The sequence below is a fragment of the Pseudanabaena yagii GIHE-NHR1 genome (assembly GCF_012863495.1).
Lineage (GTDB): Bacteria > Cyanobacteriota > Cyanobacteriia > Pseudanabaenales > Pseudanabaenaceae > Pseudanabaena > Pseudanabaena yagii.
The window spans coordinates 2,201,011-2,221,902 of the sequence record NZ_JAAVJL010000001.1 but is presented as its reverse complement, the minus strand read 5'-3'; the positions used below and the strand labels follow the sequence as shown (position 1 = coordinate 2,221,902).

The window sequence follows — 20,892 nt, the reverse complement described above, 5'->3', positions numbered from 1 at the left end:
CATTTTTAGTCAAATAGTAATCTCACGCAGCACCCACAACAGCCATCAATCTAGGTTCTCGATCCGCAGCAAACTCCAAACAAGCCCTGATATCTTGCTCTGTCAATTCTGGGAAATCATCTAAGATTTCAGCATGAGACATTCCAGATGCCAACCAACCCAAAACATCATATACAGTAATACGCATTCGGCGAATACAAGGCTTACCACCTCGTTTATCTGCCTCAATTGTAATAATGTTTCGGTAGTTCATATTTGCCTCTTTTTAAGCAACAAGCTAGTCAAAGTCTAACACAGGCTAAATAGATGATGTTTATCTATTTAACCTGTGTTAGATAAGTCAGTAATGTCCCAAATTGCTTGAGTCATTAGTCAGGATTCGCGTTACATATCAACTTTGACAGAAACCGTCTCTGGATTAGTAATATTGCGAACTGCTTGAGGTAAGGACTGCACTGATTTACGAGTGCGTTGGGCGATCGCATCTAAATCATCCAAAGGTTTCAATAACTCACCATTGTGCATGATCAGTTCTAAGAGAGGTTGCTCATCGGGTTGAGGAATCTCGGAAATATGGGTGAGGCGATCGCCAATTACTACACCATTCTCGAAACTACGCCAAACCTGTTTACGACTAGCGATCGATTGTTTACCGCTTGACTTTTTGGAAACAGGAATATTATCAATTTCGACTAACTTATAAACTCCATTTACAGGCGCACCTGTGACTAATTTTGTACCTATACCATAGCCATCGATGGGCGCTCCTAAAGCTTTTAAACGGAGAATCTCAGCTTCATCGATATCGCCACTAGCGAATATTGCAGCATCGGGGAGCAGGGCTTTCACTTCCTTAGAAATAGTAGCAATATCTCCTGAGTCAATGCGAACTCCCTTCACTTGCATCTCACCAGATTTGACCTTTTCGGCAAGATTACGGGCAGCAGCGATCGTATCAAAGGTGTCGATTAAGAGAGAACTATTCGGAAAAACTTGATGAAATGCACTAAAGGCTTGGGCTTCACTTCCTTCGGTAGCATTCAGTGCCATGACCAACGCATGAGCCATCGTGCCACTGGGCTGCCTGCCGAGTTTGAGGGCAGCTAATACATTGGAAGTTGCATCCATTCCTGCGGCGAGTGCAGCTCTGGCTGCCCAGAGTGAAGCTTGGGGACTGAAGGCGCGTCTTGTGCCAAATTCTAAAAGGGTAATGCGATCGCCTGCTGCATCACGCATTCTGGCGGCTCTGGTGGCTATGAGGGTTTGATAGTTGATGGCATTTAGTAAATAGGTTTCCACTAATTGCGCTTGCCAGAGGGGAGCTTCGATTCGCAAAAAAGGTTCATTAGCAAACATAGCCGTACCTTCAGGAACAGCCCAGAGATCACCTTCAAAACGGAAGTTTTTTAGCAATTCCCAAAATCGTTGATCCGCATTCTCAAATATTCCTGTTGCTTGTAAGGCGGCGATTTGCTCGGAGGTGAAATGAAGATTTTGCAAGTATTCCACGGCTTGGGCGATACCCATGGCGATGAGGTAGCCAAATCCCTCAGGAAGACGACGCACGAATAACTCGAAACTAGCCCGCTTGCGATCGCATCCCTCTTGCACATAACAAGCACCCATCGTCAGTTGATAAAGGTCAGTGAGCAATCCATATTCATCCGTAGCGATGTTCAGAGTATCGGATTTCAGGCTCACAGCAGGATTGACAGTGATCGCGCTCATGGCTTTAGTGAGGTAGTTTTGTATATATATCTATTATAGTTATTTTTACCAAAATTGCAAGTGTATTTTTTGTTTTCAAAGTTTGAAATTGCTGATAGCTAAAATTATGGAATCTAGATACTTAGAGGTTTTTACACCTAAAATATAGATGATAAAACCTAAGATTTATATATTGAGTCTTACAGCAATTATAGTAGATACAACTTTAAATATTGACTACAATTTCGCTAAAAAGCTGGCGTAACCATTTATGGGTGCTTTGATTGGTTGTGCTTTGATGCCAGCGCATGACTACGGAAAAGCCATCAATTTCTAAGGGGCAAGGAAAAACTTTGAGGTTCAAGTCCTTAGCAAAAGCGATCGCAACTCGTTCTGCGAGAGTAGTAATCAAGTCTGTACGCGCAATGATAGAGGGCGCAACCAGAAAATGAGGAATAGAAATCCTGATATTACGGCTGAGTCCTTGGATGGCAAGGGTATCATCAACTCTCCCAACCATATCTTCTTTAATTGAAATGAGGAGATGGGAAGTTGTGAGATATTCTTCTAATGACAGAGAATCTTGAATTAAGGAATGGTCTTGACGACAGACACAAACGAATCGCTCTTGGAAAAGTAACTGTTCTTGATGCCAAGGGATCTGTTCAGGAAATAGTCCACAAATGAGATCGACTTTACCATTGTCCAATAAATCAAATAACTGCTGCCGATCACCTGTTCGCACTTGGATTTTAAGATTTGGGGCAACCTGTTCTAATTTCTCTAACAATGGCGGTAACAGCACAAATTCCACATAGTCAGTCATGCCGATAGCAAATACGCGATCGCTAGTCATTGGCTCGAAACTCTCTGCCAATGAAAGAGCTATCTGAATCTGTTGCAAAGCAGGTTGAATTTGGTTTGCTAAGGCGATCGCAACAGGTGTGGGTTGTAGTCCTGATTTTGCCCTGATGAATAATTCATCTTTAGTCAGATATCGCAATCGTGCTAGAGCGTTACTAGTGGCAGGTTGGCTCAAGCCAATGCGTTCTCCCGCACGGGTGACATGGCAATCGCGCATGAGCGCATCAAACACTACCAATAGATTGAGGTCAATCTGACTCAAATTAAAATTCATGGGATGAATGATTTTTATACAAATTATCCATTGGACAAATGAATGATACTCGATCCACACTTGATCTAGTGATTTTTGATTCAATCCCAACTTTCCATGAGCAAACATATTCTCTTAATTGTTGCCAATCCCTCCACCTCAACGACTTTAGGAATTCCCGTTGGCTTCTGGGCTGCGGAATTGATTCATCCCTATGATGCATTTGTGAATGCAGGATGTCAGGTGACGATCGCTAGTCCCAAGGGCGGTAAAGTCGAATTTGATAGCTTGAGCGATCCCCGTGATGCTTCGGGTTACTCCAAAGATGATGTCCTGTCTCTGCAATACATTAATCAACCAGAATTTATGCAATTGCTGGAAAATACACCTGCGATCGCTACGCTAAATATTGATGATTTCGATGCGATCGTTGTCTGTGGTGGTCAATCGCCGATGTTCACCTTCCGCCAAGATCAAAATCTCGTACAGTTTTTTAGCAACTTCTATGCAACGGGCAAACCAACGGCGGCACTCTGTCATGGCACTTGTCTATTATTGGAAACCAAACTCCCTAACGGAGAATATTTAATTCAAGGAAAATCGATTACAGGTTTTGCCAATAGCGAAGAAGACTATGCGGATCAAGTTGTTGGTCAGAAAGTAATGCCTTTTCGGATTGAGGATGAAGCAAAACAATTAGGGGCTAATTTTGTGACTCAAGCACCGTTTTCCCCCCATGCGATCCGTGATGGTAATTTGATTACAGGTCAGCAGCAAAACTCTGGTTCAGAAACTGCAAAATTAGTATTAGAAGCATTAGGAGTAACTGGATGAAAATTGCGTTCATTGGCACTGGCAATGTCGGCGCACCCCTAGCCGATCGCTTACAAAAACTCGGTCATCAAGTCTTCATCGCTGCCCGCGATCCTCAATCCAAATCAGTTTTAGAAGCTACTAACCGTAATTCTGAACTGATCGTCAAATCTCCGCTAGAAGCTGTCCAAGAAGCAGAAATTGTGTTTTTAGCAACTCCTTTTAATGCGATCGAGACGGCACTTGCTCCTGTGAAATCATTACTAGACGGCAAAATTTTAGTGGATTGCACTAATCCCGTTGGTGCAAATTTATCACATGGTCTACAAAGCCAAATCTCTGGTAGTGAAACCGTTCAAGAATTTGTGCCTAATACCCATGTGGTGAAAGCCTTTACTATATACGGCTATGAGAACTTTGAAGATATTACCTATGCTGGCTATGGCGATCTCAAACCTGCAATGTTGATTGCTGGTAATGATCAATCTGCCAAAGAAACAGTAAGTTCTCTCTGTTCCCAATTAGGGTGGGAACCAGTAGATACAGGTAAATTATCCATGAGCTTACATTTAGAACATATGACTTTGCTATGGATTCAGATGGCAAGAGTTCAAGGCAAAGGCTCAGGTTTTGTTTGGGCAATGTTGCAGCGCTAGTTATGATTAGCTTCCTATCCTAATATTGACGAGCAGTAAGAAAAGGAACCGATTTTTGTAGCGCGGCAAAGCCGCGCTACAAAAATCGGTTCCTTTTTTAAATTGTATAACCCTAAGCAACTGCATAACCTGTATATTCCCGCATTTCAGGAGCCTGAAATCCCAACACAATATCCTCCTTTGCTACCCCTAAAGCAACAAGTTCTTGGGCAATCCGCATTTCCGTCATATTTTGCTGAATCCAAATCTTTCCATTTTTAATGTCTAAATGTAAAACACAACCATAAACTCGGCGGTGACCATCCCATCCCACATTCATCACATGATAATGGTCTTGTTTTGTATCAAAAACCGTATAGCACTCAATCGATCCATTGGCGATCGGAATAGCCGCATAAGCTGACAATAACGACTGAATTACACTGCGGTAAAATTCTATGGTATCCATTGGACAATCACCTCTTGAAAAGGGTCGTAAATGATTAGTGCGATTTGATATCTTTCTAATGAAGTTTGTGTAAATTCTCGCCTAAAAAAAGATTCATACGCACCTACAGGAACTGCTAAATATAAAATGCGTGTTGGATCAATTATTTCTAAGGCAAGCCGATAATTTAAAAACTGTCCTAATGCAGCATGATAATCCGTGAGTGGAGAATCACTCAAGAAAGTCTTTATTTCAACTGCAATTTTTTCTGTACCTCTCTCTGCCGCTAGCAATTGCTCTGCACCTAAATCAATTTCAAGCTTAGTGCCACCGACTTCCAGCCGTAGTGGATCGTCGGTTATATCCCATTGTTCCTTTTCCAGCGCAAGTCTAACCGCAGCGTGAAATCTATCTTTAGCTGCCATTGTTTATTATCTTTCTCCATTTTACTAGCAATTATAGGGTAATTTAAATCCTGATGGCGAGATCAACTTTTCTAGTTGAAATAGATAATCAGATCGCTAATTTTGTGTAATACGAAGTGTAGTGGATCTTAAATATGCGGTGTGTTATCCGATCTCTAACATAACTTACTAGAGCTACTAGCTTCCCAGCCCAATATAGCTGTCTTACGTTCTAATCCCCAGCGATAGCCGCCTAGTTCACCTGATTCTCTAATCACACGATGACAAGGAATGAGGTAACTAATGGGATTACTGCCAACAGCATTACCGATCGCTCTAGCAGCATTAGGACGACCAAGCGATCGCCCTAAGCCCTGATAAGTCGTAATCCCACCAAAGGGTATCCGCAGAAGCGCTCGCCATACTTGAATTTGGAAGTTAGTACCTTTGACATAGAGTGTGAGGGGCGGTTGTTTCGTGGTATTCAGATTTGGCAGATGGCTAAATAGGCGATCGCAAATTGGTTGCGTAATTTGGCGATCACCAATAATTTCTGCATTTGACCATTCCTCTCGCAGCATTAAGGCGGCAGCTTGATCATCCATTCCATCGAGAAAATACAAATTACAAATACCTCTCTCTGTCGTGGCAATCAGGCAATCACCAAACATCGTTTCATGGATGCCATAGTAAATCTGTAAACCCGCACCACCAGTCTTAAACTCTTGCGGTGACATTGCTTCAAGGTTCACAAATAGGTCATGCAATCGTCCTGAACTAGATAAACCGACATCTCCCGTCAATTCCAATAGGTTCTTTGTTTCCGCAATTTTAGACTTAGCATATTCCACCGTCAGATATTGCAAAAATCGCTTGGGGCTAATCCCTGCCCATTTGGTAAATAAGCGATGAAAGTGATATTCGCTCAGATGTACCTGTTGCGCGATCGCGGCGAGGTCTGGCTGTTGTCGATGGTTCTGACGAATAAAGGCGATCGCTTTTGCCATCAGTTCATAGGTTGCGCGATCGCTAATATTCTCGTCTAGAAATTTGTCCATCGGGGAGTTCATGCTCAGAAATACGAGGGTTTACACTCAATTTAGCAATGATTTGATATTTAAGCTAACCGTTTCTTGCGATCTTCTAAAATGCTAGTAGACTAGTTAGCAATGCGATCGCCAATAAGATCTTTTGTTGGTGGATTAAGATGGATAGTTTTTATGAATGGTAATAGTTTAACCACGATCGCTGAACCACGTATTGCTCTCTATGACATAACTTGGCAGCAATACCAAACCTTTATCGATCTATTTTCTGGACATCAAAATCTCCATCTCACCTATCTCAAAGGAGCATTAGAAATAGTGACGCTTTCGCCAGAGCATGAAATGCTGAAAACGCTGATTGCGAGATTGTTGTACGTCTATGCAGATGTTATGAATATTGACCTCTTTAGTTGCGGCTCAGCCACTTGTAAATCAGAATTAACGGCGAGGGGATTAGAAACCGATGAAAGCTTCTGCATTGGTCAGCGTCAAGAATTGACTGACTTAGTGATCGAGATAACTGTCACTAGTGGCGGTATTGATAAATTGGAGGTTTATCAGGGATTAGGAATTGCCGAAGTTTGGTTTTATCAAAATGGGAAATTTGCTCTTTATCGTATCAATAGCGATCGCAGTGGATATAATGCGATCGCTCAAAGCCAATTCTTTCCCAATCTCGATTTAAACCTAATAGTCGAATACATCCAACCCGATCAAGAACCTGCAATGGTTAGAGCATGGCGTAAATTGTTAAGCAATCAGTAAATTAACCTCCTGAAGAAAATCTCCAAACAACATTAGTTTATAGGTAGCATGATCACTAATAGTCTCATCTATCGTAGTTTCTATTGTGGAGTTCATACTGTCAAAAGGAGAATAATTCAACCTAACGTTGCGAGTCTGAATCTATGGAGAGGATAGTTTTGTTTGTAATGCATTAGACACTTCAAAGCTCAGTTTGGTAAGCTGAAAAAGACACTCATCAATTTCAGCAGCGATATCAAGAATGTCATTGGATGTCATCTCTTCCCCAACTTTGAAATTTAATATTCCACGAGCAGTAGTCTGCATTATTGAGATTTTTTCAGGTGTTCCTGTGGGACTCCATATTCCATGCACCACCATGTTGCGCTTTACTCGAAGTTGATTTGCAATGCGATTGAGAAGTGTTTTCGAGCGTTCTTCCAAGTCAGTACCAGCAAAATGTTGGTTGAGCAATGTTTTAGACATATCGATCAATGCAAGAGTTTGTAGATGTGTGGTAACAGATTGAGCATAAGGTTGCTTGAGATTAGCAAGTTCCCATACAAGGCTTTCGATTGAATGCTCTACAAATGTCCACAGGACTACGATGCGACCAATTGCAGCAAGATGGTGATGATCAGGAGCAATGACTGAGTGGAATGTCGCCATAAATTTCTCTACTTTAAATCCTAACTATTACCTGATTATAAACAAGCTTGTTAGAAGAATCCCAATCTCATCCTTCATTGATTGTTAGAATACGCAATCTATCAAATGTTTTAGTAATAAATCCACCCGTATCTTGCTAAGTTTTTCTCAATACATAGACTCTTAGTACTTGACATTGACTTCACTCATTTTAAGGATAATTGAAAGAAGTCAATGTCATTGGTTCTCACGGTATCAATCATTAGCAATCTAAAGTGTTTTCCAATTCCCAAGGACTAATGCGAGTACTATAATCATTCCATTCGCGTTGCTTTAACTTGATGTAGGATTGCACAAAATCTAAGCCTAACGCATCGGGCAAAATTGTATTTGCTTGTAAACATCGCAGCGCATCCAAAAGATTAGCTGGCAACTGTTTCACTGTGCCAAAGGGAAGTGGATCGGTGTAGGAATTATTGTCATAACGTTGACCTGCTTCGCGTTGGTGTTTGATGCCATCGAGACCACTGGCGATGAGGGCAGCAGGGAGGAGATAGGGATTTGCGGCTCCATCGGCGAGGCGAAACTCAAAGCGACCTGCTTCGGGAATGCGGATCATGTGGGTGCGGTTGTTGCCTGTGTAGCTGATCGTGTTAGGTGACCATGTTGCGCCAGAGTTAGTAACGGGGGCATTAATCCGTTTGTAGGAATTGACGGTGGGATTGGTGAAAGCGCAGACGGCTTCGGCGGAATGCAATACGCCGCCGATAAATTGATAGGCTAATCTCGATAGACCAAGTTCTCCTTTTTCGTCATCAAAGAGATTCGTATTTCCCTCTAAATCCCAAATGGAGAGATGGGTATGACAACCATTGCCTGTTAAGTGAGGGAATGGTTTCGGCATAAAGGTGGCACGGAAGCCGTGCTTTTCAGCGATCGCTTTGACCATATATTTAAAAAAGGCATGGCGATCGGCGGTGACCAAAGCATCAGCATAAGTCCAGTTCATTTCAAACTGACCATTCGCATCTTCATGATCGTTCTGATAGGCTTCCCAACCCATCGCTAACATGGCATCGCAGATTTCCGCAATAATATCGAATCGGCGCATCAGGGCTTGTTGGTCGTAGCAGGGCTTGCTAGCGCGATCGCTTAAATCAGAAATATCCGTACCATCCGCAGAGAGCAGAAAATATTCGCATTCCACACCAGTTTTAACGCGATAGCCGATGGCTTCAGCTTGGCTCAGGGCTTGCTTGAGAACATAGCGTGGGGCTTGTTTGACGGGTTCGCCATTCATGTAGAGATCGGCAGGCATCCAGCCAATTTCGGGTTGCCAAGGTAAGGGGAAAAGACTATTGCGATCGGGAATGGCGAAGAGGTCAGGATCGGCGGGTGTCATATCGAGCCATGTGGCAAATCCTGCAAATCCTGCGCCATTGGCTTCCATCGAGTCGATCGCTGCGGTTGGCACTAATTTAGCGCGTTGCACGCCAAACAGGTCAGTGAAGGAAATGAGAAAGTAACGAATCCCTTTTTCTTGAGCAATTTCCGATAGAGCCTTAGTCATAATCCCGTAATCACAATGTTTATCTCTCAGCAATCGGGATTATCGCGCAAATTAGAATGCAGTCTAGTATCAATCTTGTCAATAATATTTCAATGAACCTTTTCTGAGGCGAATTTGTTGTTTGCAAACGGTTTTTCTGATTCGGTGTAGCTAGCGTAAACTGTAAATAGCGATCGCTGGATGAATAAAGCTAGGAGATATGCAGATGACCACCCTATTAAGAATCTCACAGATTGAAACCTTAGCAGGACAAAGTACAGTCCTCCACAGGGCAACCGCATAAAAAAGTGAATAAAATTAGGAGAAAATAACAAAAGTAAAACAGCAATGAATACCCCTATCGAAGTCAGTTTGCTAAGACACTTTGAAGGAGTAGAAGACCCGAGAGATAATCGGGGGAAAGAGCATAACTTGCTAGACATAATCGTAATCGCAATTTGCGCGGTGATAAGTGGGGGAGAAAACTGGGAAGACATAGCGCTATTTGGAGCATCAAAACAAGAATGGCTGGGGACATTTCTGCAATTACCGAATGGGATACCCTGTGATGACACATTTGCAAGAGTGTTTGCACGACTGAACCCGCAACAGATGCAAAATAGCTTCATCAGTTGGGTGAAATCAGTAAGTCAAGCGCTGCAGGGAGAGGTAGTAGCCATTGATGGCAAAACCTTGAGACAATCCTACGACCGAGGAGCAGACAAAGGCGCAATTCACATGGTGAGTGCATGGGCAAGCGCAAATCGGTTGGTATTAGGTCAATGCAAAGTCGATGAAAAATCCAACGAAATCACCGCCATACCAGAGTTATTAAAACTGCTGGAAATTAAAGGTTGTATTGTGACGATTGACGCAATGGGCTGCCAGAAAGAAATAGCTAGCCAAATCGTGCAACAAGGAGCCGATTATGTCTTAGCGCTCAAAGGTAATCAGGGAGGACTATTTGAAGATGTGCAGTGGTTATTTGAGCAAGCTATAAACACTGATTTTGTGGATGTAGACCATGACTTTTGCCAGTCCATAGATAAAGGACATGGGCGTTTAGAAATTCGACGTTGTTGGACTTTATCTAACTTGGATTACCTGACTCAATTGCCTCTATGGGCTGGTTTACAGACTATTGCCTTAGTTCAAAGTGAACGCAGAATCAATGGGAAAGTCTCCACTGAAAATCGCTACTACCTTTCTAGCTTGCCTTCTAATGCTGCTCTTATTGCCAATGCTGTTCGTACTCATTGGTCGATTGAAAATTCTTTACATTGGGTTTTAGATGTCTCTTTTCACGAAGATGCTGTATTCGCAAAGATAATTCTCCTGAAAATATGGCGATGCTGCGTCACTTTGCTCTTAATCTCTTAAGTCGCGATAAGTCTTCTAAGTTCAGTATGCGGGTGAAACGTAATAAGAAAGCATTTAAGAATTGACAGCAGTAAGATTTTTAAGCATTTTTCGGATCAAAGCTATGTAAATAAACGACTCCGAGATATTCTCATAAAATTCATAGTCCTTGCTAAGTCTACGATATTTGCCTATCCAAGCAAAGGTTCTCTCCACTACCCAACGCTTTGATTCAACAACAAAACCTTTCTGCGCTTCAGCCCGTTTGCTTACTTCCCAAGTGCAACTAAAGTTGTCTTTAACCCACTGGGTGATATCCTCGCCAGAGAATCCCTTGTCAACTAATATCTTTTGTAAGCGGCTCAGTGGATACTTGAGATTTGCTAATAGTCTCATCGCTCCTGCTCTCTCCCCAACATTTGCTGGGCATACGAGAGCGCCAAAGACTAACCCTAACGTATCAACCATGATGAAGCGTTTGCGACCCTTGACCTTTTTTCCACCATCAATACCACGACTACCTGCACTATCCATGGTTTTAATACTTTGACTATCGAGACTGGCTAGACTCGGTGTTGCTTCTCGACCATCAGCTAATCGTACTTGTGTGCTTATCTGGTAATTGATTTCAGCTATAACTCCTGTTTTTGTCCATCTTTGAAAGTAGAAGTAGACCGTTGAATATGGTGGCAAATCATGGGGCAGATTTTCCCATGTACAACCATTCTTGGCTATGTAGAAAATCCCATTCAGCACTTCCCGAAAATTTGTTTTTGGTGGTCTCCCCAATTTTGATGGTTTTGGCATCATTGGTGCTATTATTTCCCACTCTTCATTGGATAAATCGGTATTATAGGCTTGGCGCATTTTGGCTGGCTGATACTAGACTTCACCAGTATTCATACCTGTTTTAGTGCGCCCTTGCTTTCTTAAATGCTTTCTAAGGCGGCTTGGGATCTGGCTTATCTTATTCATCTCCTTAACCTTTGACTTTTTTATGCGGTTGCCCTGCAGTCCTCCACGATATCAACTGGCAACAATTTGAATCTATCCTCCAAGACCTTGGTGACAAGCGCAGATCAAGAATTGTTTATTTAAACGGTGTATTAGAAATTACTTTGCCCCTTGTATCTAGGAAGAAAAGTAAAAGATAAAATCTTTACTACAATCCAAACAAGCAAAAGCAAAGATAAACTCGTTTTGCCCCTAGGGACACCAAGCCCGAACTGTAGATAGAGTTGTCTCTGCTTAGACAGTAGAAACAAGTAAAGACTGGACAGTATCAGAGGTCGCCCAACAGGTAAACCTGCATTCACAAGGATAGTTCAATACCACTGATTGCTTGATGGACAAATCTAGCAAGAGGACTGAAACCACTGATGAACAATAACAATGAAGTATGTGATGTTTTAGGAATAGATATCAGCAAAGCCAAATTTGATGTTGCCCTCATCCAAGGTAACGCCAAAATTAAGAGCAAAGTATTTGCCAACAATCCTGAAGGATTTGCTGAATTACAAGAATGGCTAAACCTTCAAAATGTGACAAACTTGCATAGCTGCATGGAAGCCACCAGTACTTACGGTAATGCTTTAGCTAGATTCTTAGTAGAAAGAGGATACAAAGTAAGTATCGTCAATCCATCACGTCCCAAAGCCTTTGGCAAGAGTGAATTAAGTCGCACAAAAACAGACCGTGCTGATGCCAAAGTTATTGCCAGATTTTGTGCTGCTTTAAAACCTGCACCATGGACACCACCACCATTAGAAATTGAGCAACTTCAAGCATTGGTGCATCGTTTAGATAGCTTAACCGCTATGCAGCAACAAGAGCAGAATCGTCTTACTACGGCTGACCCAATTTTGGTTGAGGCAATTACTGCCCACATTGATTTTCTCAAAGAGCAAATTGAGATGACCAAGAAATTGATCCGTCAGCACTTTGATCAACACCCTCATTTGAAATCGCAACGGGATTTATTGACTTCCATTCCTGGTATTGCTGATTTGACTGCAACTGTATTACTCGCAGAAATTCGTGATATTTCTGCCTTTGATACTGCTGATCAACTAGCCGCTTTTGCAGGTTTAACTCCCCGTGAGTTTTCTTCTGGTTCTTCGATTCATGGCAAACCACGTTTATCTAAAATTGGTAATTCGCGTTTGCGTAAAGCTCTATTTATGCCTGCGATTGTTGCTCGGCTTTATAATTCACCGATTGCTGCTTTCTGCGATCGCCTTACGGCTAAGGGTAAGTCCAAAATGTCTGTCATTGGCGCTGTCATGAACAAGCTGTTACGACAGGTCTTTGGCGTTCTCAAGTCTCAGCGTTCTTTCGATCCCAATTTTGTTCAAATTCCCTCTTGACTTTTTGCTACTCAAGACAGTATCTACAGTTCTATCTATTTAAAATTCCATCATCCACCTTCACCGATCGCATATCCCCACGTTGCCAAGTTCTGGGCAAAGCATTCCCAAAATAGGCTATATTTGGTCTCTGATAGATAAGTGTAGAGTGCTGATTTGTGCGACCTCACACTTGAGGCATAAAAATCAAGATAAATCTAAGGGTGATGACTGTGAAAGCGAAGAATAGTTTAAAAGCGATCGCCAATTATTTAAAACTGAAACCGCAAATGAGGCGATCTTTTCAGATATTCGTAGCTTTCGTGATTACCTTTCTGATTGCCGTTTCTCCTGCATTGTTAAATGTTGTTGCACAGGAGAGTCGCTTCTCACTGAGGATTTTGCACACCAACGATCATCACGCACATTTAGAACCTGTCAAATATGGCGATCGCCTGTTGGGGGGAATCGCTCGTCGCCGTACTCTCATCGATCAAATCCGAGCGGAGAATAAAACCAATCAAGAGCCTCTACTGCTATTGGATGCAGGCGATATTTTTCAAGGCACGCTCTATTTCAATCAATATCTCGGACAGGCAGATCTCGATTTTTATAATGCCCTTGCCTACGATGCAGGAACCATTGGTAATCATGAATTTGATCGCGGTCAGCAAGTCCTCGCCGACTTCATCGCTAAGGCAAAATTTCCCATCATTTCCGCAAATATCGACATTGCACCCGAATCACCTCTCTATGGCAAAGTTCGTCCTTGGTATATTCTTGATGTGAAGGGCGAAAAGATTGGTGTATTTGGCTTGACGACTCCTGACACGGCGATATTAGCCAATGTTGGTGATGGAGTGAAGTTTACTGATCCGATCGCGGCAGCACAAACTTCAATATCGGCTCTCAAACAACAGGGAATTAATAAAATTATTGCCCTAACTCACATTGGATTTGAGAATGATGTCACATTAGCGCGAAAAGTCCCTGATATTGATATTATCATTGGTGGTCATAGCCATACATCCGTTGGCAATATTCCCAATGCTAATCATCCCTATCCATTGGTTGAGAAGAATGGAACCAAAGAACCTGTATTAGTAGTTACGGATTGGGAATGGGGTAAATATTTAGGCGATCTGTCGGTGAGTTTCGATCGCACGGGTAAGTTGATTGCTTGGGCAGGTAAACCCCATGCCATTGACGAAAGTATCAAACCCAATCAAGAATTTGTCGATAAACTCAAAGCCTATGCAGCACCAATTGAAGCATTACGTCAAAAGGTTATCGGTAAATCTTTGGTAGCGCTAGATGGCGATCGCGTTAAACTACGCACTAGCGAAACAGCTTTAGGCAATTTGATTGCTGATGCGATCTTGGCAAAAACAAAGATAGATCAAGTCCAAGTTGCTCTAATCAATGCGGGTGGAATTCGCAATGGATTCCCTCTAGGCAATATCACGATGGGCAATGTCTTGGAATCACTTCCCTTTGGCAATACGATTACAAGGGTAGAGTTAACTGGCAAGCAGTTACAAGAAACATTAGAGAGTGGTGTAAGTATGGCGGAGCAAGGGGAAGGCAGATTTCCCCAAGTGGCAGGAATTCGCTTTGTATGGAATGCGAAACTTCCCGCAGGCAAGCGAGTTACGAAAGTAGAAGTTAAAGATGCTTCAGGTAACTTCCAATTATTGAATCCCAAGGCAATTTATAAGGTAGCCACAAATAACTTCCTCGCTTCTGGTGGTGATGGTTATCGCACCTTTGCGGAAGGTAAAAATCTGTTAGAAACTGGGTATCTGCTATCGGATGCGATCGCTGAATATATCAGCGCCAGTTCACCAATACAAGTAACAACAGAGAATCGTATTGTTCATCAATAATCAATCACAATGGCGGCGCTAAAGTGCCGCCATGTTACCAATCACCGCCAGCACCACCACCATCACTGCCGCCACCACCAAAATCGCTAGAAGAAGATGAGCTACTACCATAATCATAGGAATCATAGCTGCTAGAACTACTCGATGACTCATAACTAGAACTGTAATCACTAAAGTAACTAGAACTACTTACAGGCGCAACATAGGGATAGACTGGCTCCTCATGAAAACAGTTTTGACATTGCAGAATTCCGATTGCCTCTTGAGAACCCTGTTTAGGAAACTTCTTCGATTTGCGAGTCTGCTTTGGAGTGACCTTAATTACCGTTGGATAACTACATCTCGGACAAATTGACTGATCCTGAATATGGGGAAGACAATAGGCATGATTGCGGAATTTCTTGCTATTAGAGCTATTAGTTAGCGGATGACAGCGATCGCAATAGTAAAGATCATAGGTCGCATTGCCTAGCTCAACTCCACTTAGCTCAGGCTTTTTCAAATATTGGTTCACCATGTCACTGGCGAGTTTTTGCGTGCGCTGGCGACAGGTTTGACAAAAGAAAGTATCTTTGACTGGTCGCGTATCCAGATACATATGATCCACAAGGGACATTTCCCAAAATTGATAGCCTAGCGCGATCAGCAAGCTAGTGATCGAAAATACTAAATGATTAGGAATCGTTAATAAAATCGTAGTATTTCCTAAGAGCCATGCGATCGCGATCGCAGGAAGATGAAAAACTAAAATCAGATAGGATTTTCGTAATAACAGGACACTTACCTGATCGACTTCATAACGCTGTATAGGATATTCAAATACTTGAGCTAATTGTTTGAGCCAAACCCTTTCAAGTCCAAGCCAAATGGGAAGAATAGCGATCGCAATGATCAAATTGACAAGTAAAGTTGCGATAAATTGGTTAAATGGATTGATGAATAGGTTTGTCCAAACCTCTTGGGACAAGACCCACGCATTAGTGCTAATTGAAAGTGCTACTAGTCCTGATCCCATCAACCACATTTCTAAATTTGCGAACTCATCTAGTTGAGGAATTTTGACTTGAAAAACAACAGAATTTTGGAAGTTGGGTTCAATAGTTGGTAATTTTTGAGTCCAGCCTTTAATCTTTTTAGTACATAATATGCCGCCACTAATGGCGATCGCGATACCGACAATTCCAAGACTGCTATAAATCGGGGTGAAGGGGAAAGGATAAAAATTAATTTTCTCAATGCGCCCTGCAATCTCCTCAACTCCATTAATAATGCCACGATCAAAGTTCTGACGCTTAAACTCAGGTGTAATCAAATCCGTAATAATTTGAGCAACTTGGCGATCGCTAATATATGGCGCAATATCGCGTCCAGTTTCAATTTCAAGGCGGCGTTCCTTTACAGCAATTAGAAATAACACCCCATTATCGATTCCCCGTTTGCCGATGCCCCAATTATTAAATAGCTCAGTAGCATAGGATTTGACGGTAATCGCGGGAGAAGTATTGGGTACTGTCACGACGGCAATTTCTGATCCATTTTTCGCAACCAATCGATTAATGCGTTGATTCAGTTGTGCTTCTGTCTCTGGGCTTAAGATATTCGCAACATCACTTACCCAAGTTCCATTCAGTTTACGCGGATTGGGAATGTCACTAATGGGAATTGCCCATAGCGAATTTACAGGTAAAAGCACTGCCCATAGGAGCAATAGGTAGCTGGGCATAATTAAGAACCAATGCCAAACCCTGTGGCGCAAGCTGCGCTTGCGCCACAGGGTTTGAGTTCTTATATTTAATAAGCAATTTTTGAACCAATTACCCTTCATAAGCTGTAATCTCCACGCCCGAAACTTGATACTTGATTTCCCTAAAGCCACTGATATCGAGCAAGTCCTTGAAGGCATAACTCAGATAGAGCTTGCCAAATTCGCCTTTGTCTTGCGCCATTTTTGATGCCAAATTTACAGGCATTCCCGCAATATCTCTAGTACCAACAGATAAATTAAAGATCAGCACTTCACCCCGATCAATGCCAATACGACAGGGAATACCTTGATTTGCTAGTTCTTGGCGAAAAGTCTGAGCAAACCTAAGAGCTATATTCGCTTCATCAAAAGCATAGATGCCCAACGAACTGACGACCTTAATTTCCGCATCTAATTGAGAACCAATCAGACGTAATCCAATATCTTTCATTAAGGCTGAAAATGATAGCTGATTGAACATGGAAACTTCATGGGTTTCCACAGCTTCATTTTTGCTCTCAATCAGGACTACCACCTTATGTTGAATATATTTATGAGTCAGATAATGGGCAAAATCATGATCAGCTAGGCGAGATTCATACTCTAATAAATCGACATAAAAGTCTTCAGAATAGGGAATAGGATAGCGTTGATCGATAGGCTGTAAATCTTCTAATCTCTTGCCATCCAATACGCGATAGATTTTGCCAAGTTCTGTATGCAGATCATCGCGTTCCTCAAGCCTGAAACTATGCTGCATTGGCAGGCGATCGCATATCGCTTGAGTGATTAAGATCTCGCCACCGTCAGTATGGTTTTCCGCAATTTCTTCGATCGCATCTGCCTCGATGCCATACAAGCCACCACTAATTTGATAAAAACTGCCATAATGAGCGCCCAAACCAATCTGCACCTGACAGGTTTGCTTGATCACATCTTGAATCGTGAGTAGAGCCGATACAAGGGTTACGGCCTCAAGGTGATCGGGATAAAACATCTGGGTATTGTCGGCAGCCCAAATACCTACGCTTTCGCCAGCGATCGCTTTGCCATAGCTATGGACAATTTTTTTGGGTTGGTTGATGATTGCCAAAATTTCCAGCAATCCCTTTTGCTGACATAGTTTCGTTAAGCCAACAGAATCAGAGGATACGCTATAACCCTGTACTTGATGACTAGCCAGTAGCTTTAAGGCATCGTCATAGGTTTGGTCACTACTCAGCCATTGCTCAACCAGCTTCAAAGGCAATGCGCCAATGATGTCCTGAGTAACGTCAAATAGATTGGTGGAGTAACGTTTTTTAGTGAGTTTGGCGATCATTGGAGTTGTTCCATGTATCTAAGCCCCCTAAATCCCCCAATTCTGGGGGACTTTGAAAGAAATTTGTATCTAAGTCCCTAAATCCCCCAATTCTGGGGAACTTTGAAAGAACTTTATTTTCTTGTTCCCCCAGAATTGGGGGCTAGGGGGCGATTAACTTTTGACTTAGGAACTTGCTATTAGTTAAAGTACCTATGGCTTCGACTCCGCTCAGCCAACGTTAGCTGAGCGAAGTCGAAGCTAGATAACTTTGGGGGGACATTTTTTATCCGCAAGTCCCTTAGCTAGGTTTTATGACTTGTGTGTACACGATAGCTCAAAGGGGGATGGTGAGTAATTCTCGTTCCCCTCTCCCTTTGGGACAGGGGCTATGGGTGAGGATAATTTAGATATTAATACTTTGCGGAATCCGTGAGGGGCGGAGATAGCTATATTCCACAGACCTTTGCTCATTGCGAGACTTGATCGTTGATTCGATCGCTTTTAAATTGTCTTGGAAATCTCGTAAGGGCTGCTGAATGCGATCATCCGTGAAATACTCATTGCCGTAATCACCTAAGGTCGTGTAATAGACCGAACCAAGAATATAGGTCATGGTCAACTGACTCTTTGCTTGATCAATTGCAGGCAGCATGGCAAAGAAATCATCTTCAGTTGCACCAGTAGTACTAGTTGGTACTGGCGTATATCCTGCTAAGGGAGTTGCAGGAGCGTAGGTCATCAAATCACCTTGAGGGAAATTCACGGCTGCGTGCTGAGCACTGCCCGTAAAAATCAGCAATGTGACCGCATCAACCAAATAGGCAAGGGTGCGAATCTGTCCATTTTGTCCAAAGCTCGTCACTCGACCACCTTCATTCGAGGTAATTTCCTTGACCCATGCCTGTAATTCCGAGTCTCTAGCTACATCACTGTCACTGCCATAGTAGATAAACAGATAATTCTTGACCCAAGTAGCGATCGCTTCCCAAACTAATAGAGCATCATCGCGGTAGGGATAGTCGGGTAATAGACTCGGATCATCGACACCTCGTTTTTTCAAGGCGATCGGTAATAGAGCCTCATCAAAGTTAAAGGTTTTCACCCCATGTACTGACAGTGCCCTTGCCGTTCCAATTGTGCCTGCCAAGAGCTTATCAACCGTTCCTCCTGGACTGATTAACCCAGACTGAGCAGCATCATTAATGGCGAGAGTGCCTTGGAAATGGGGTTTGAGTAAAATGTAAAGTGGATGGTTGCTAGCTAATTGGCGATTGGTTGCAATTACAAAAGGTTCAATCACTAGATGCGTTCTCGCCAAGTGACTAATCAATTCGTGATAGTTGGCATCGGCAATCTGCACAACGGTTTTCGCAATCAGCCAGTTCGGTTCGTCATCAGCTTGAGCTACAAAGATCGGATGGGTACTAGGATCTTGACCGAGTTGAATTGCGATCGGGGTTAAGCTTTTTTTACCTTTGGGAACCGCAAAGAGTGCCAAGGGAGCATTGATATATTTCTGTTTACCATTCGGGAAAGTACTACCAGCGATCGCTTCTAGTTCCGCATAATCCGCCAGATATAATCGCCCCTCCGCCCCTGCTGCTACTAGAGAATCATTGGCTAAAACCGATTGAAACTGTGCCTCGGTTACAGGAAACTTCGCATCAAGAGTATTAACCCGTTGAATCATCAGAGGGTTAAAGCCTGCCACCCGCAATCTGGCAAATTCCGTATTACTCATAAAGTATTGACTGATCGCAGGCAGGGAAATGATCCAAAAAAGATCATTGTATTCTTGGATGTTGGAGCCTTCTAAATCAATGGGGTCATCCTCAAGGATATCTGGCAAATTAGACAGCAATTCCACGATGGCGTTGTCCGACTGAGACATACTCGCCTCCAGCAATTTTTTGGAAAAGTCCAGTTGCTTAGCCTTAGACTTGTCCTTGTTAATGAAAGCTGAGGGATTAGCGCGATCGTTTAGTAGCACCTTAACCACAACCTTACCTACCAACAATCCCCACGACAGGGAAAACCGCTCATTCGTAGGGACTTTCTCCACCATTGGTAGAGATTCAACATAGGTGTAGTTATATCGATAAAGCTCCCGTGACTTATTTAGGGCTGATTGACGCTGAGTGATTTCAGGATCATACTGGGGCAATAGAGGATACTTACTCGAATTCGATGGTTTAGATATGAAATCGGCTAAGTCCGCTAACTTATCTGAAAGGAAATTTAATAATCTGGCGACACCGCTTAAAAGTGAGAAAATCATGGATGCACCTAAAAAAAATCTGTACATCCATATATAAAACCTGTCAGCCTTAAATAAGATAAATTTTTTTAAACTAAGCAAAAAAATATGGCACAGGCGTAGCCTGTGCCATATTTTTCGAGGGCAATACTTTTTATTTAACTAAACCTGCTCTCAAAGCTCGAACTGCTGCCTGAGTGCGATCATCAGCGCATAGTTTATTCAAAATATTGCGGACATGGGTTTTGACTGTGCCAACGGTAATGTAGAGCTTTTCGGCAATTTCCGCGTTGCTATTGCCATTAACGATCTCTGAGAGGACTTCTAACTCACGTTCGGTCAGAGGTGTGGCTTCGAGCACCTGTTTATAATCAGCTTCCGCCGCCGCGATCTCAACAGTTGCCTCCTTGCGGCGTACCTGTTGCAGGACGATATTAGCGATCGCAGGATCGATCCATGAATTGCCCTCCGCCGTTAATTTCAGCGCCTGCACCAAATTTTCTGAGCTAATATCTTTGATGCAATAGGAGTCAGCACCTGCGGCAAAGGCGGCGAGTACTGTCTCTTGGTTATCGGTGAGCGTTAAGATCAAAACTTTAGTTGCTTTGCTTGCTTCGGTGGTTGCCGCCTTGATTTGGCGTGTTACCTCTACGCCATCCATATCTGGCAAGCCTAAATCAACGATCGCTACATCGGGTTGTTGGCTGTTTACCAATGCCACACCTTCCGCGCCCGTCGCTGCTTCACCAACAAAGACAAGCTCTCCTTGTTGTTGCAACGCAATCTTCATGCCCATGCGGGTCAGGTCATGGTCTTCAATTAGGACAACACGAATCGAACTCATAAGCACTTTTGCAAATTATGCAGGGTCTGTATTGATACCAGAA

18 protein-coding genes and 1 pseudogene are annotated in these 20,892 nt (G+C 42.8%); 6 read left to right on the top strand and 13 right to left on the bottom strand.

What is annotated here, in order from left to right; genetic code table 11:
* Positions 1–22: 22 nt before the first annotated feature.
* From HC246_RS10145 to HC246_RS10135, 3 genes are all read right to left on the bottom strand, one after another.
* Complete coding sequence (locus HC246_RS10145) at positions 23–253, bottom strand: DUF433 domain-containing protein (protein ID WP_169363285.1); 231 nt, start codon at positions 251–253, stop codon at positions 23–25.
* Between the two features lie 131 nt (positions 254–384).
* Entirely contained in the window at positions 385–1,728 is a 1,344-nt protein-coding gene (locus tag HC246_RS10140; protein WP_169363284.1) for a nicotinate phosphoribosyltransferase, read from the bottom strand.
* Positions 1,729–1,933: 205 nt separating this feature from the next.
* Positions 1,934–2,845, bottom strand: a complete 912-nt coding sequence (locus tag HC246_RS10135; RefSeq protein WP_169363283.1) for a LysR family transcriptional regulator — start codon at positions 2,843–2,845, stop codon at positions 1,934–1,936.
* Between the two features lie 96 nt (positions 2,846–2,941).
* Between HC246_RS10135 and HC246_RS10130 the strand changes: the two genes are divergently transcribed.
* Complete coding sequence (locus tag HC246_RS10130; RefSeq protein WP_169363282.1) at positions 2,942–3,658, top strand: type 1 glutamine amidotransferase domain-containing protein; 717 nt, start codon at positions 2,942–2,944, stop codon at positions 3,656–3,658.
* On the top strand, positions 3,655–4,293 hold the full coding sequence (locus tag HC246_RS10125) for an NADPH-dependent F420 reductase (protein WP_169363281.1): 639 nt from the start codon (positions 3,655–3,657) through the stop codon (positions 4,291–4,293). The genes HC246_RS10130 and HC246_RS10125 overlap by 4 nt, the downstream gene beginning before the upstream one ends.
* A 112-nt stretch (positions 4,294–4,405) precedes the next feature.
* Here HC246_RS10125 and HC246_RS10120 read toward each other — a convergent pair whose 3' ends face one another.
* The 3 genes from HC246_RS10120 to HC246_RS10110 all read right to left on the bottom strand — a co-directional run bounded on the left by HC246_RS10120 (position 4,406) and on the right by HC246_RS10110 (position 6,182).
* Positions 4,406–4,741, bottom strand: a complete 336-nt coding sequence (locus HC246_RS10120; protein WP_169363280.1) for a XisI protein — start codon at positions 4,739–4,741, stop codon at positions 4,406–4,408.
* Entirely contained in the window at positions 4,729–5,145 is a 417-nt protein-coding gene (locus HC246_RS10115) for a XisH family protein (RefSeq protein ID WP_169363279.1), read from the bottom strand. The genes HC246_RS10120 and HC246_RS10115 overlap by 13 nt, the downstream gene beginning before the upstream one ends.
* 155 nt (positions 5,146–5,300) lie before the next feature.
* Positions 5,301–6,182, bottom strand: coding sequence for a methylated-DNA--[protein]-cysteine S-methyltransferase (locus HC246_RS10110; protein WP_211167676.1), 882 nt, complete (start codon positions 6,180–6,182; stop codon positions 5,301–5,303).
* Between the two features lie 162 nt (positions 6,183–6,344).
* On the opposite strand from HC246_RS10110, the gene HC246_RS10105 reads away from it, so the two are divergent.
* Positions 6,345–6,935, top strand: a complete 591-nt coding sequence (locus HC246_RS10105) for a Uma2 family endonuclease (protein WP_169363277.1) — start codon at positions 6,345–6,347, stop codon at positions 6,933–6,935.
* 141 nt (positions 6,936–7,076) lie between these two features.
* On the opposite strand, the gene HC246_RS10100 is transcribed toward HC246_RS10105, so the two are convergent.
* Positions 7,077–7,583 (bottom strand): hypothetical protein, encoded by a 507-nt coding sequence (locus HC246_RS10100; RefSeq protein WP_169363276.1) that lies wholly within the window; start codon positions 7,581–7,583, stop codon positions 7,077–7,079.
* 241 nt (positions 7,584–7,824) lie between these two features.
* Positions 7,825–9,132, bottom strand: coding sequence for a type III glutamate--ammonia ligase (gene glnT / locus HC246_RS10095; RefSeq protein ID WP_169363275.1), 1,308 nt, complete (start codon positions 9,130–9,132; stop codon positions 7,825–7,827).
* 327 nt (positions 9,133–9,459) lie between these two features.
* Here glnT and HC246_RS10090 point away from each other — a divergent pair.
* A pseudogene (locus HC246_RS10090) lies at positions 9,460–10,556 on the top strand (ISAs1 family transposase).
* Here HC246_RS10090 and HC246_RS10085 read toward each other — a convergent pair.
* Positions 10,546–11,337 (bottom strand): IS5 family transposase, encoded by a 792-nt coding sequence (locus HC246_RS10085; protein ID WP_169363274.1) that lies wholly within the window; start codon positions 11,335–11,337, stop codon positions 10,546–10,548. The pseudogene HC246_RS10090 and the gene HC246_RS10085 sit on opposite strands and share 11 nt — an antisense overlap.
* Positions 11,338–11,849: 512 nt before the next feature.
* Between HC246_RS10085 and HC246_RS10080 the strand changes: the two genes are divergently transcribed.
* On the top strand, positions 11,850–12,836 hold the full coding sequence (locus HC246_RS10080) for an IS110 family transposase (RefSeq protein WP_169363273.1): 987 nt from the start codon (positions 11,850–11,852) through the stop codon (positions 12,834–12,836).
* Positions 12,837–13,048: 212 nt separating this feature from the next.
* Positions 13,049–14,701, top strand: coding sequence for a bifunctional metallophosphatase/5'-nucleotidase (locus HC246_RS10075; RefSeq protein WP_211167675.1), 1,653 nt, complete (start codon positions 13,049–13,051; stop codon positions 14,699–14,701).
* 34 nt (positions 14,702–14,735) lie between these two features.
* Here HC246_RS10075 and HC246_RS25485 read toward each other — a convergent pair whose 3' ends face one another.
* From HC246_RS25485 to HC246_RS10055, 4 genes are all read right to left on the bottom strand, one after another.
* Positions 14,736–16,424 (bottom strand): TPM domain-containing protein, encoded by a 1,689-nt coding sequence (locus HC246_RS25485; RefSeq protein WP_211167674.1) that lies wholly within the window; start codon positions 16,422–16,424, stop codon positions 14,736–14,738.
* 91 nt (positions 16,425–16,515) lie between these two features.
* Positions 16,516–17,766: a nucleotidyl cyclase domain-containing protein gene (locus HC246_RS10065; protein WP_169363272.1), complete on the bottom strand. Its 1,251-nt coding sequence runs from the start codon at positions 17,764–17,766 to the stop codon at positions 16,516–16,518.
* Positions 17,767–18,151: 385 nt separating this feature from the next.
* Positions 18,152–20,026 (bottom strand): lipoxygenase family protein, encoded by a 1,875-nt coding sequence (locus tag HC246_RS10060; protein ID WP_169363271.1) that lies wholly within the window; start codon positions 20,024–20,026, stop codon positions 18,152–18,154.
* A 133-nt stretch (positions 20,027–20,159) separates the two neighbouring features.
* On the bottom strand, positions 20,160–20,849 hold the full coding sequence (locus tag HC246_RS10055; protein WP_169363270.1) for a response regulator: 690 nt from the start codon (positions 20,847–20,849) through the stop codon (positions 20,160–20,162).
* Positions 20,850–20,892 lie beyond the last annotated feature (43 nt).

Excerpts from the sequence above, each read along its gene's own strand:
- HC246_RS10120 (WP_169363280.1), bottom strand. The coding sequence starts at position 4,741 with ATGGATACCATAGAATTTTACCGCAGTGTAATTCAGTCGTTATTGTCA.
- glnT (WP_169363275.1), bottom strand. The coding sequence starts at position 9,132 with ATGACTAAGGCTCTATCGGAAATTGCTCAAGAAAAAGGGATTCGTTAC.
- HC246_RS10140 (WP_169363284.1), bottom strand. The coding sequence starts at position 1,728 with ATGAGCGCGATCACTGTCAATCCTGCTGTGAGCCTGAAATCCGATACT.
- HC246_RS10100 (WP_169363276.1), bottom strand. The coding sequence starts at position 7,583 with ATGGCGACATTCCACTCAGTCATTGCTCCTGATCATCACCATCTTGCT.
- HC246_RS25485 (WP_211167674.1), bottom strand. The coding sequence starts at position 16,424 with ATGCCCAGCTACCTATTGCTCCTATGGGCAGTGCTTTTACCTGTAAAT.
- HC246_RS10055 (WP_169363270.1), bottom strand. The coding sequence starts at position 20,849 with ATGAGTTCGATTCGTGTTGTCCTAATTGAAGACCATGACCTGACCCGC.
- HC246_RS10115 (WP_169363279.1), bottom strand. The coding sequence starts at position 5,145 with ATGGCAGCTAAAGATAGATTTCACGCTGCGGTTAGACTTGCGCTGGAA.
- HC246_RS10125 (WP_169363281.1), top strand. The coding sequence starts at position 3,655 with ATGAAAATTGCGTTCATTGGCACTGGCAATGTCGGCGCACCCCTAGCC.
- HC246_RS10085 (WP_169363274.1), bottom strand. The coding sequence starts at position 11,337 with ATGCGCCAAGCCTATAATACCGATTTATCCAATGAAGAGTGGGAAATA.
- HC246_RS10135 (WP_169363283.1), bottom strand. The coding sequence starts at position 2,845 with ATGAATTTTAATTTGAGTCAGATTGACCTCAATCTATTGGTAGTGTTT.
- HC246_RS10105 (WP_169363277.1), top strand. The coding sequence starts at position 6,345 with ATGAATGGTAATAGTTTAACCACGATCGCTGAACCACGTATTGCTCTC.
- HC246_RS10130 (WP_169363282.1), top strand. The coding sequence starts at position 2,942 with ATGAGCAAACATATTCTCTTAATTGTTGCCAATCCCTCCACCTCAACG.
- HC246_RS10065 (WP_169363272.1), bottom strand. The coding sequence starts at position 17,766 with ATGATCGCCAAACTCACTAAAAAACGTTACTCCACCAATCTATTTGAC.
- HC246_RS10110 (WP_211167676.1), bottom strand. The coding sequence starts at position 6,182 with ATGGACAAATTTCTAGACGAGAATATTAGCGATCGCGCAACCTATGAA.
- HC246_RS10080 (WP_169363273.1), top strand. The coding sequence starts at position 11,850 with ATGAACAATAACAATGAAGTATGTGATGTTTTAGGAATAGATATCAGC.
- HC246_RS10060 (WP_169363271.1), bottom strand. The coding sequence starts at position 20,026 with ATGATTTTCTCACTTTTAAGCGGTGTCGCCAGATTATTAAATTTCCTT.
- HC246_RS10145 (WP_169363285.1), bottom strand. The coding sequence starts at position 253 with ATGAACTACCGAAACATTATTACAATTGAGGCAGATAAACGAGGTGGT.